The sequence below is a fragment of the Streptomyces misionensis genome (genome assembly GCF_007896895.1).
In the GTDB taxonomy this organism is placed as follows: Bacteria; Actinomycetota; Actinomycetes; order Streptomycetales; family Streptomycetaceae; genus Streptomyces; species Streptomyces misionensis_A.
In genome coordinates, this window is record NZ_VOGW01000041.1 from 35452 (window position 1) to 46908 (window position 11457).

Consider the following 11457-nt stretch of genomic DNA (forward strand, 5'->3'; position numbering starts at 1 on the left):
TCCTTAAATCAACCAGGAAATCTTCCCCCACGACCCCCACGATCGGAGCGCCATGGCCTCCCCCCGCCTGCTGCGCAGATGTCTGTTCGCGGCCCTGTCCGCCGCGCTGATCGGCTCGGCCGCCGCCGGCCCGGCGCACGCGCGACCCGCCGACCCGGCCGCCGCGCCCGCCGCGACCGTGACCGCCTTCTCCGACACCTTCGACGGGCCCGCGGGCTCGCCGGTCGACTCCTCGAAGTGGACGCTGGAGACGGGCGACAACGTCAACAACCACGAGCGGCAGTACTACACCTCCGGCACCGGCAACGCGGCCCTGGACGGGCAGGGCCATCTGGTCATCACGGCCCGCAAGGAGAACCCGGCCGGTTACCAGTGCTGGTACGGCAGTTGCCAGTACACCTCGGCCCGGCTGAACACCTCCGGGAAGTTCACCGCGCGGTACGGCCATGTCGAGGCCCGGATGAAGATCCCGCGCGGGCAGGGCATGTGGCCCGCGTTCTGGATGCTGGGCACCCCGGTGAACTGGCCGGACTCGGGTGAGATCGACGTGATGGAGAACGTCGGCTTCGAGCCCGGGACCGTGCACGGCACCATCCACGGCCCCGGCTACTCCGGCTCGGGCGGCATCGGCGCCGCCTACTCCCTGCCGAACGGGCAGGCCTTCGCGGACGGCTTCCACACCTTCGCCGTGGACTGGGCGCCCGACTCGATCACCTGGTCCGTGGACGGGAACGTCTACGAGCGGCGCACGCCCGCCGACCTCGGCGGCAAGACCTGGGTCTACAACGACCGGCCGTTCTTCCTGATCCTGAACCTGGCGGTCGGCGGCTACTGGCCCGGCGACCCGGACGCCGGCACCCCGTTCCCGGCGCAGCTGGTGGTGGACTCGGTGTCCGTCACGACCACCGACAGCGCGGCAGGGGTCCCGATCCGGGGACTGGCCGGCAAGTGCGTGGACGTGGCGGGCGCGAACTCCGCGAACGGCACCCCGGTCCAGCTCTACGACTGCAACGGCACCGCGGCCCAGTCCTGGACGGTCGGCTCGGACGGCACGATCCGGGCGCTCGGCAAGTGCCTGGACGTGACCGACCGGGGCACGGCGGACGGCTCCACGGTCCAGCTGTGGGACTGCACCGGCGGGGCCAACCAGAAGTGGACGGTCACCGGGGCGCACGACATCGTCAACCCACAGGCGAACAAGTGCCTGGACGTCACCGGGAACAACTCGGCCAACGGGACACGGCTGCAGATCTGGACCTGCACGGGCGGGGCCAACCAGAAGTGGACGGTCGGCTGAGCGGACGGCTCAGTGCAGCTTCCAGGTGTACTTGTCGCCACCGACCCAGCGGACCACGTCCGGGTCGTCGAGGTCGTGGATGGTGATGCCGTGAGCCGCGGCGGCCTCCAGGACGTCGGTGACGGTCCTCGCCTCGCCGATCACCTCCTTGTCGATCTCCACGACCCGGAAGGGCGGCTCGCCCGGCCTCCCCGGGCAGACGCCGAGCACCAGGACCCGTGGCTGGCAGATGTGGGGAGCTGCTTGTTCGGTCATGCAATTCAGGTTAGGACGGAACACCCGCCGACGGGTCGCCGCGCACCGGGCGCCGTCCGCGCTCACGGGCGGCGCCAGTCGTCGCTGGTCAGATGGGAGCCGGCCTGCGGTCCCATGCGGAGCATGCCGCCGTCGACGCTCCAGGAGGCGCCGGTGACGTAGGAGGCCTCCGGGCCCGCGAGGAAGGCGATCACGGCCGCCACCTCGCGGGCGTCGCCCGGCCGCCCGAGCGGCACCCCGGGGCGGCGCACGCCGTGGACGTCGGTGTCCTCCTGTCCGGTCATCGGGGTGGCGATCTCGCCCGGCGCGACCGCGTTCACCGTGATGCCGTGCTCGGCCAGCTCCAGGGCCATCACCTGGGTGAGCAGCCCGAGCCCGCCCTTGGCCGCGCAGTAGGGGGCGGAGCCCACCCGGGGCTGGTGCTCGTGCACGGAGGTGACGTTGACGATCCGGCCGCCGTCGCCCTGCCGGATCATGTGCCGGGCCGCCCGCTGCCCGCACAGGAACGGGCCGACGAGATCGACGTCGAGGACCCGGCGGACGTCCTCCAGGGTGAGGTCGAGGTAGGGCGTGCTGGTGCCCGTGCCGGCGTTGTTGACCAGCACGTCGAGCCGGCCGAGCGTGTCGCACAGCTCGTCCACGGTGTCGGCGGCCCCCGGCAGCCGGGTCAGGTCCAGCCGGGCGACGGCGGCGGTGCGGCCCTTCTCGCGGATCTCCCGCGCCGTCTCCTCGGCGCCCTGCTCGTCGGTGTGCCAGGTGATGCCGACGTCCAGGCCCGCCTCGGCCAGTCGTACGGCGGTGGCCCGGCCGATGCCGGAGTCCGCGCCGGTGACGATGGCCGTGCGGCGCCGGGCCGGGGATGCGGGCATGGTGTGTCTCCTTGGTGGTCGGCTCCCGGACGAGTCACCGCAGTACCCGGGGGCCGACCGGCAAAACGGGCGGGCGCGCGGGGTGCGGGGCGCTGAGGCAGCCTTGGCTGCATGGATCCCGTTGCCGCCCTGGAGCGGATCGCGTTTCTGCTGGAGCGGGCGCTGGCGCCGACCTATCGGGTGCGGGCCTTTCGCACGGCTGCCCGGGTGCTCGGCGCTCTCGGACCCGGGGAGGTGGCGGCGCGGGCGGCCGACGGCACGCTGGAGGGGCTGAAAGGGGTCGGGCCGAAGACCGCCCAGGTGGTACGGGAGGCCCTGGCCGGGGAGGTGCCGGGGTATCTGCGCAAGCTGGAGGAGGAGGCCGAGGGCGGCGCCGCCGAGGGGCCCGGGTCGGCGCTGCGGGCCCTGCTGCGCGGCGACTGCCACACCCACTCGGACTGGTCCGACGGGGGCAGCCCGATCGAGGAGATGGGGCGGGCGGCGGCCGCCGTCGGCCATGAGTGGACCGCGCTCACCGACCACTCCCCGCGGCTGACCGTGGCCCGGGGCCTGTCGCCCGAGCGGCTGCGCGAGCAGCTGGACGTGGTGGCGGAGCTGAACGCGCGCTGGGCGCCGTTCCGGCTGCTGACCGGGATCGAGTGCGACATCCTCGACGACGGCTCCCTGGACCAGGAGCCCGAACTGCTGGCGCGGCTGGACGTGGTCGTCGTCTCCGTGCACTCCAAACTGCGGATGGACGCCCACGCGATGACCCGGCGGATGGTGACCGCCGTACGCGATCCGCACGCCGATGTCCTCGGGCACTGCACCGGGCGTCTGGTCACGGGCCGGGGGCGGCCGGAGTCGCGGTTCGACGCGGACGAGGTGTTCGCCGCCTGCGCCGAGTCCGGTACGGCGGTGGAGATCAACAGCCGGCCCGAACGGCTGGACCCGCCCCGGCGGCTGCTGCGCCGGGCCGTGGCCGCGGGGACGCTGTTCTCGATCGACACCGACGCGCACGCGCCCGGCCAGCTGGACTGGCAGATCCTCGGCTGCGCCCGCGCGGAGGAGTGCGGGGTGCCCGCCGAGCGGGTGGTGACCACGTGGTCGGCCGACGAGCTGCTGGGCTGGACGCGGCACGGCCGGGTGCCGGCACGCGTGGCGGGGGCGTGACGTGGTACCCGGGACCGGAACGAGAAAGTCCCGCAGAGAGGGTCACCGGATGGAGCGCGCCGCGGTCTTCGATGTCGACGGAACCCTCGTCGACACCAATCACCTGCACGTCGTCACCTGGTGGGAGGCGTTCCGGCAGGCCGGTCACGACGTGCCCATGCACGCGGTGCACCGGGCGGTCGGCCTCGGTTCGTCGGACCTGATCGCGCATCTGCTGGGCGAGGACCGCGACCGGGAGCAGGACGACGCGCTCAGCGCGGCGCACAAGGCGCTGTACGGACAGTACTTCGACCGGCTGCCCGCCCTGCCCGGGGCCGGGGAACTGCTGCGGCGGCTGCACCACGACGACTGGACGGTCGTCCTGGCCACCTCGGCGAGCGGTTCGGAGCTGGGCGCGCTGCGCCGGGCGATCGACGCGGACGACGCCATCGCCGACACCGCGAGCAGCGACGACGTGCAGCAGGGCAAGCCCGCTCCGGAGCCGGTGGAACACGCGCTGGAGCTGGCCGGGGCGCCGGCCTCGCGGGCGGTGTTCGTCGGGGACACGGTGTGGGACATGCGGGCGGGCGCCAAGGCCGGGGTGCGCTGTGTGGGCGTGCTGTGCGGCGGTATCCCCCGGGCCGATCTGGAGGAGGCGGGCGCGCAGGCCGTCTACGCGGACCCCGCCGATCTGCTGGCACGCCTCGCCACCAGCCCTTTCGCCTGACGGTCACCTCGTGTGAGGCACGTCACGACCGGGGGTGGAACACCACGGCCCGCCCGCCCGTTGAACCGACCGTGGGTGCGGATGGGACAGTGTCCCCGGGCCTCACCTTTTGCCCACAGGGACGATCGTTCGGCTGAAGCCCTGTGGAGCCTTTCGCCGAGAGGCGACCGCCATCCGTGCCCACCCACAGACCGCCCCGGCCGTGAATCCCCCCGTCACGGCCGGGGCTTCCTTCTGCCCCGGACGTGACGGGGGGCGCTGGAGCCGGGCCGGGTGCGTGTGTGCGTGCGGGGCGCCCGGGTACCCGGCCGGTCGGCGCGGGCCTTTCGCCCGAGGACCGGAAGGAGCCGAGGTGAGCAGCTCAGCGGGCAGCAGGGTGGTGGTCACGGGAGCCACCGGCAACGTCGGTACGAGCGTGGTGCGTCTGCTCTCCCAGGACCCCGGGATCAAGTCGGTCCGGGGCATCGCGCGGCGGGTGCCCGACTGGTCGCCGGCGAAGACCGAGTGGTCCGCCGTCGACCTGGCGTCGGACCGGGCGAACCTGGCCGAGCGGTTCGAGGGCGCGGACGCGGTGATCCATCTGGCGTGGGCGTTCCAGCCGACGCACGATCCGGCGACCACCTGGCGGACCAATGTGCTCGGCGGGCTCCGGGTCCTGGAGGGGGTCGCCGCGGCGCGGGTGCCGGTGCTGGTGCACGCCTCGTCCGTGGGCGCGTACTCGCCGGGCCCGAAGGACCGCGCGGTGGACGAGTCCTGGCCGACGCACGGCTGGCCGGACGCCGCGTACTGCCGGGAGAAGGCCTATCTGGAGCGCACCCTGGACGTGTTCGAGCGCGACCACCCCGAGGTGCGGGTGGTGCGGATGCGCCCGGCGTTCCTGTTCAAGTGGGAGTCGGCGAGCGAGCAGCGCCGGATCTTCGGCGGGCGCTTCCTGCCCGGCCAACTGGCCCGGCCCGACCTGCTGCCGTTCCTGCCGGACGTCCCGGGCCTGCGGGTACAGGCCCTGCACACCGACGACGCCGCCGAGGCCTACCGGCTCGCGGTGCACTCGCCGACCGCCCGCGGCGCCTTCAACCTCGCCGCCGAGCCGCCGCTCGACGCCGCCGTGCTGGCCGAACTGTTCGGCTCCCGTCCGGTGCGGCTGCCGCGTACGGCGGCCCGCTCGGCGATCGCCGCGGCGTGGGGCATGCATCTGCTGCCGGCCTCCCCGCACCTGTTCGACGCGGTGCTGCGGCTGCCGCTGATGGACTGCGCCCGGGCCCGCGAGGAACTGGGCTGGCGGCCGCGGTGGACGGCGACGGAGGTGCTGGAGGAGTTCCTGGACGGGCTGCGGCAGGGCGGCGGCATGAACACCGCGCCGATGCACAGCGGCGCGGTGGGCTGACCGGACGCATCGGGGAGAGACGACATGGCCGCACAGCACGAACAGCCGCACGACAAGCAGCCCGACGAGGCGCCGGAGCCGGTTCCGCGCGATCTGCCGGACCAGCAGTCGCACCCGGACGACCACTGGGACCCGGACCACCCGGCGCCCGGCCCGGACGAGGAGGCGCCCGACCCCGACGAGGCGGGTGCCGGTCCCCGGGGCGCCCCGCGCACCGGCACCGTCCACCCGGAACACCCGGAGCCGCAGGAACCCGCGGACTGAGGGGGCGCGCACGGTGCCTCACCGGGACGGGTGACCGGTCGGCCCGGTCCCTTGTGCGCCGGCGCCGGCCGGGGGAAGCATGACCGGACATGCCCACCAAGACTCTTCGGATCCCCACCCCGGACGGTGTCGCCGACGCCTTCGCCGCCTTCCCCGACGACGGCGAACGGCACCCGGGCGTGCTGTGCTACCCCGACGCCTTCGGCCTGCGCCCCGTGCTGGAGGAGATGGCCCGGACGCTGTCCGGGCACGGGTACTGCGTGCTGGTGCCCAACGTGTACTACCGCCAGGGCCCGGCGCCGCTGATCGACCTCCCCGAGCACATCGGCGAGGAGGAGCGGCCCGAGGTCATCGCCCGGCTGAAGCCCCTGGTCGACGCGCACACCACCGACCGCGTTCTGCGCGACGCCGGTGCCTACCTCACGTTCCTCGCCGCCCAGCCCGAGGTCGGCCCGGGGCCGGTCGGCGCGATCGGCTACTGCATGGGCGCCGTGCTGGCGATGCGTACGGCGACGGCGCACCCCGACCGGGTGGCCGCGGTCGCCGGGTTCCACCCCGGGTTCCTGGTCACCGACGCCCCCGACAGCCCGCACCGCCTGATCCCCGGCCACCTCACCGCGGAGGTCCACCTGGGCCTCGCGGAGAACGACATGTCGCCCGAGGCGATCCGCGAGATCGAGGTGGCCTTCGCGGCCGCGGGCGTCGGTCACAGCACCGAGGTCTACCGCGGCACCGTCCACGGCTTCACCATGTCGGACACCGACGCGTTCGACCCGGCCGCGTACCAGCGCCACTGGGACCGGCTGCTCCCCCTCCTCGGCCGCACCCTGAAAAACGGCTGAGCCACCGGGGCCGTCGCGCCGTCACACCCCCGGGGCCCGCTCCCGCAGCGCCGTCCGCCAGAGCGGGAGCGGGCTTTCGGGGGCCGGAGCGGGGCGGTGGCCGCCGGCGGCGAAGAAGTCGGCCAGGGGCAGGATCGCGGCGCCGACGGTCACCGCGTCCGGGCCGAGCCGGCCGAGTTCGATGGAGACCTTGTCGGCGGGGTGGCGCAGGGCGTAGGTCGTGGCGTGCCGGCGTACCGCGGGCAGGAAGCGGGTGCCGAGCTGGAGCCCGGCCCAGCCGCCGACGATGATCCGCTCGGGCTGGAAGAGGTTGATCAGGTCGGAGAGCCCCGCCCCCAGGTATTCGGCGGTCTCCTCCAGGACGGCCAGCGCCACCGGGTCCGCGGCGCCGTCCCCGGCCGGGTAGGCGGCGGCGAGCATGGCGGTGAGCGCGGTCTCCTCGTCGGCGTCCGCCGGTGGCCGGCCGCCCTCCTCGCGCCAGCGGGCGAGCAGCGACTCGGCGCCCGCGTACGCCTCCAGGCAGCCGGGGGCGCCGCACCGGCAGCGGCGCCCGCGGACCCGTACCGTCAGATGGCCCCACTCGACGGCCCGCCCGCGTTCCACCTCGGGGGTGACCAGACAGGCGCCGACACCGGAGCCGAACAGCACGACCACCGCGTTGCGGGCGCCGCGTCCCGCGCCGAACCACATCTCCGCCTGGCCGAGGGTCTTGGCCCCGTTGTCGATGAAGTACCGCACGGTCTCGGGGAGTTCGGAGGAGGACCGGAGCAGCTGCTCCAGCGGGACCGCGTCCCAGCCGATGGTCTGCCCGTGCACGACGGCGCCCCGGTCGGCGGTGTGCTCCACGATGCCGGGCACGCCGATCCCGACGCCCAGCAGCCGCTCGGGCACGGCCGATTCGGCGGCGAGCATCTCGGCGACGCCGTCGCGGATGTGCCCGGCGATGACCTCGGCGTCGTAGCCCTGCGGGGTCAGCGGGCGTTCGGTGCGCGCCAGTTCGGTCAGGGCGAGGTCGAACAGCTCGATGCGGACGCGGGTCTCGCCGACGTCGACACCGATCAGCTGTCCGCTGTCCGGGGAGACCCGCAGCAGGGTGCGGGGCCGGCCGCCGTCGGAGTCGACGCTGCCGGCCTCCTCCACCAGCCCGTCGGCGACCAGATCGGCGACCACATTGCTGACCGAGCCGGAGCTGAGGCCAGTGGCCGGCCCCAGCTCGAAGCGGCTCAACGGGCCGTCGAAGTAGAGCCGTTGCAGTACCGCGGTGCGGTTGCCCCGTCGTAGGTCACGTACCGTGCGCCCGTTCCGCCCCGCCATGCGGCTCCTTTCACGAACCATGCCCGACCTGCAACATACTCCTTCGGGCAGCCGGAACGCGACTTTCCACCAACCCTTAGTTCACGCTGTGAGCTAAGGCGGGTGTTCCGGCGCGCGTCCCGGCGGGGCGGCATCCCCGGCTCAGCCGGCCGCGTACACGTCCTCGACGTAACGGCCCTGCGCCACCAGGGAGTCGAGCCAGCGCCCGGCGGCCGCCTCGTCGGCGCCCGGGGTGCGCTCCCGGTACAGGGTACGGAATGCCTCGCGGACACCCGGCGCCATGCGGGCGCCGTCGCCGCAGACGTACACCCGGGCGCCCGCGGAGAGCAGCGCCCACACCTCGTCGGCCTCGGCGGCGATGCGGTGCTGCACGAAGCGGGCGCCGTTCTCGGGTGCCTCGCTGAAGACCGGGCGCAGCCGGACCGCGCCCGCGGCCTCGGCGGCGCCCAGCTCCTCGGCGTGCAGGAAGTCCGCGTCGGGGGCGTCGCAGCCGAAGTAGAGCAGGGCCTCCGGGAGCCGGCCGCCCGCGCGCAGGGCCGCCGTCCGGTCGGCGACGGTGCCGCGGAACGGGGCGAGTCCGGTGCCCGCGGCCACCATCACCACCGGCGCGGAGCCGTCGACCCGGAAGGCCTCCCGGCACGGCTGCACCCGGGCGTACACGGTGTCGCCCGGCCGCAGACCGGCCAGGTGCCCGGAGCCGGTGCCCCGGTAGCGGCCGCGGCCCGACCGGGCGGGGGCGTCGAGGACCGAGACCATGAGATCGGCGTGGCGCGGGTCGGCGGCCGGTGAGGAGGAGAGGGAGTAGTGGCGGGGCCGCAGCGGGGTCAGCAGGTCGAGCAGGAGCGGCCAGTCGAGAGCGCCGCGCAGGGCGGGGTGGTCCTCGGCGAGTTCCACGAGGGTGCGCGGGTCGTCGCCGGGCAGGGCGGCGAGGGCGGCGCGCTCGGGCGGGCAGGGGTTGGCCTCGGCCAGCAGGGCGAGCTGCCGGGCGGTGGGCCGCTCCTGCAACTCGACGTGGTGGGTGAGCAGTTGCCGCACGGTCAGCGTGCGGTCCACCGCGAGTCCGTCGCGCCGCGCACGGGTGGCGCGGATGTCGAGCACGGTGTCGCCGTCCAGGCCGAGGGCGGTGAGCGCGCGGTCCACCAGGTCGGGGGCGTTGGCGGGGAGGACGGCCAGGTGGTCGGCGGTGCGGTAGGTGACGCCCTCGGGCAGCGCGATGCGCAGGAACCGCTTGGTGCGCGGGTGTCCGGGGGCGGTGAGGTCGTACGCCTCGGTGACGGTCATCGCGGTCAGCCCGTGCCGTTCGGCGAGGGCGTCCAGCGGGCCGCCGGTGAGCGTGCGCACCTCGTAGGCGTGGCCGGGCTCCGGCCGGGCGTCCCGGTCGGCGTCCGGATCGCCGTACGCGGTGAGCAGCGCGGTGCGCAGCCGGTCGGTGAACTCCCGTACGGTGCCGGTGAGGTCGCCGGAGGCGTCGGCGGCGGCGCGGTCGGTGAGCCGGGTGGCGCCGAGTTCGGCGAGGCGGGCGTCGATGCGGGTGGGGACCTGCTGGTAGGTGGCGGACCAGTTGCGGTCGCCGACCCCGAGGACGGCGTACGTCACGCCGGTGAGGTCGGGGACGCCGTCGAGCAGGGCGGCGAAGGCGGTGGCGTCGTCGGTGGGGCGGCCGTTGTAGGAGGCGGCGGTGATGACGACGGGCCGGTCCGTGGGCAGCCCGTCCGCGTAGGCGTCGAGGGCGGCGACCTCGGTGGCGCAGCCCAGCGCGGCCGCCTCGTCGGCGAGTTGACCGGCGAAGGCGCGGCAGGTGCCGTAGTTGCTGCCGTGCAGGAAGAGCGCGCCGGTGCCGGGGCGGACCCGGGCCAAAAGGGCGTCCGGAGCCGTCGTCGGCTCGTTCCGCGCGGGGGCGCCGGGCAGCGGGGCGTGGGTGCGGTCGGCACGGGTGCGCGGGGTGAGGGTGAGGGTGAAGCCCTCGGGCTTGAGGGTGAGGGTCTCCTTCACGTCGAGCCGGTAGCCGGCGTGGTCGTGCAGCCGGTAGCGGTGCACCAGCAGGGCCAGCAGCATGGTCGCCTCGTGCAGCGCGAACTGCCGTCCGATGCACGCGCGTTCACCGGTGCCGAAGGGCTTGAAGGCGTGCACCGGGCGGGCCTCCTCCGCCTCGGCGGTGAACCGCTCGGGGTCGAACAGCTCCGGGTTGTCGCCCCAGACGGGCTGGCGGTGCAGCATCGGGGTGAGCACGGTGACGGGCTGTCCGGCGGCGAGCGGGATCCGGCCGCCGAGCAGGGTGTCCTCGCGGGCGTGCCGACTGAACGCGGCGGCCGTCGGCCACAGCCGCAGCGCCTCGTTGAGCACCTGACGGGTGTAGGTGAGCCGTCCGACGTCCTCGTACGTCGGCTCGGGGTCGGCCGCGTCGCCCCACAGCGCATCGGCCTCCCGCTGCACCAGCCGCAGCACGGCGGGGTGTTTGGCCAGGTAGTACAGGGCGAAGGACATCGCGCCCGAGGTGGTCTCGTGCCCGGCGATCAGGAAGGTGATCACCTGGTTGCGGATGTTGGCGACGTCCAGGGTGGTGCCGTCCGCCGGGTGCGGCGCGCTGAGCATCAGCCCGAGCAGGTCCTCGGCGCCGCTCTGGTCGGTGCCGGTGCGGGCGGCGACGACGTCGTCCACCACCCCGGCGAGGAAGTCCGCGTCCCGGCGGAAGGCGGCGTCGGCCGCCGCGTGGTCGCGGTCCGCGGGCGCGGCCACGCGGGTCATGCTCCACTCCAGGCAGCGGACCATGGACTCCACGAAGGGGTGCGGCCGTTCACGCCCGAAGGAGCCGAAGTCGTAGCCGAATCCGGCGAGTCCGATGGTGTCGAGGGTCATCCGGGTCATGTCGTCGGCCACGTCGACCGGGCGCCCGGCGTGGGCCGCGCGGTCCCAGGAGTCGATGAGCCGGCGGGCCACCCGCAGCATCACCGGGTGGTAGGTGCGCATGGAGCCGAGCGCGAAGGCGGGCATCAGGATGTCGTGCGCCTTGGCCCAGTTGGGCTCGTCGTTGTACGCGGTGAACAGGCCGTCGGCGGTGAAGGCGCGCACGTTCTCCAGCGCGGGTCCGATGTGCTTGGCGAAGCGGTCCTCGTCGGCGAGGTCGGCGACCAGGTCCGCGTCCGCGACGAACAGGGCCTCGCGGCCGTGCAGCCGGCGCACCAGCACCGGCCCGTGGGTGCGCATCAGGCCCATGGTGTGCTGGATGGGGGTGCGCCCGAGACCGGTGGTGCCGAGGTCCACGACGGGGACGTCGGCGGGGGCGGGGTGCGGTGTGGCGGTGCAGTGCGGGGATATCGGAAGGTTCAGCGGGGGAGGGGGGGGCACGGGGGCGAGCTGGTGACGGTGAGGGGGGA

At 74.4% G+C, this 11457-nt stretch carries 10 protein-coding genes; 6 read left to right on the forward strand and 4 right to left on the reverse strand.

The genetic code is table 11. From position 1 onward, the window contains the following. Positions 1 to 52: 52 nt before the first annotated feature. Complete coding sequence (locus tag FRZ03_RS07250) at positions 53 to 1297, forward strand: lectin (RefSeq protein WP_146464322.1); 1245 nt, start codon at positions 53 to 55, stop codon at positions 1295 to 1297. Positions 1298 to 1306: 9 nt separating this feature from the next. On the opposite strand, the gene FRZ03_RS07255 is transcribed toward FRZ03_RS07250, so the two are convergent. Together FRZ03_RS07255 and FRZ03_RS07260 are read right to left on the reverse strand one after the other, a co-directional pair. After that, positions 1307 to 1552, reverse strand: a complete 246-nt coding sequence (locus FRZ03_RS07255) for a hypothetical protein (RefSeq protein ID WP_146464323.1) — start codon at positions 1550 to 1552, stop codon at positions 1307 to 1309. A 62-nt stretch (positions 1553 to 1614) separates the two neighbouring features. Beyond that, complete coding sequence (locus FRZ03_RS07260; protein WP_146464324.1) at positions 1615 to 2421, reverse strand: SDR family oxidoreductase; 807 nt, start codon at positions 2419 to 2421, stop codon at positions 1615 to 1617. A gap of 111 nt (positions 2422 to 2532) precedes the next feature. On the opposite strand from FRZ03_RS07260, the gene FRZ03_RS07265 reads away from it, so the two are divergent. The 5 genes from FRZ03_RS07265 to FRZ03_RS07285 all read left to right on the forward strand — a co-directional run bounded on the left by FRZ03_RS07265 (position 2533) and on the right by FRZ03_RS07285 (position 6769). Further along, a complete protein-coding gene (locus tag FRZ03_RS07265) occupies positions 2533 to 3573 on the forward strand; it encodes a PHP domain-containing protein (RefSeq protein WP_146464325.1) in 1041 nt (346 codons plus the stop codon). Positions 3574 to 3622: 49 nt separating this feature from the next. Then, positions 3623 to 4279, forward strand: coding sequence for an HAD family hydrolase (locus tag FRZ03_RS07270; protein ID WP_146464326.1), 657 nt, complete (start codon positions 3623 to 3625; stop codon positions 4277 to 4279). Between the two features lie 352 nt (positions 4280 to 4631). Continuing rightward, positions 4632 to 5663 (forward strand): SDR family oxidoreductase, encoded by a 1032-nt coding sequence (locus tag FRZ03_RS07275; RefSeq protein ID WP_146464327.1) that lies wholly within the window; start codon positions 4632 to 4634, stop codon positions 5661 to 5663. A gap of 24 nt (positions 5664 to 5687) precedes the next feature. After that, positions 5688 to 5927: a hypothetical protein gene (locus FRZ03_RS07280; RefSeq protein ID WP_146464328.1), complete on the forward strand. Its 240-nt coding sequence runs from the start codon at positions 5688 to 5690 to the stop codon at positions 5925 to 5927. Positions 5928 to 6016: 89 nt separating this feature from the next. Next, a complete protein-coding gene (locus tag FRZ03_RS07285) occupies positions 6017 to 6769 on the forward strand; it encodes a dienelactone hydrolase family protein (protein WP_146464329.1) in 753 nt (250 codons plus the stop codon). 21 nt (positions 6770 to 6790) lie between these two features. On the opposite strand, the gene FRZ03_RS07290 is transcribed toward FRZ03_RS07285, so the two are convergent. Both FRZ03_RS07290 and FRZ03_RS07295 read right to left on the reverse strand, forming a co-directional pair. After that, complete coding sequence (locus tag FRZ03_RS07290; RefSeq protein ID WP_146464330.1) at positions 6791 to 8083, reverse strand: ROK family transcriptional regulator; 1293 nt, start codon at positions 8081 to 8083, stop codon at positions 6791 to 6793. Positions 8084 to 8224: 141 nt separating this feature from the next. Then, on the reverse strand, positions 8225 to 11398 hold the full coding sequence (locus FRZ03_RS07295; RefSeq protein ID WP_146464395.1) for a cytochrome P450: 3174 nt from the start codon (positions 11396 to 11398) through the stop codon (positions 8225 to 8227). Between the last annotated feature and the right edge of the window lie 59 nt (positions 11399 to 11457).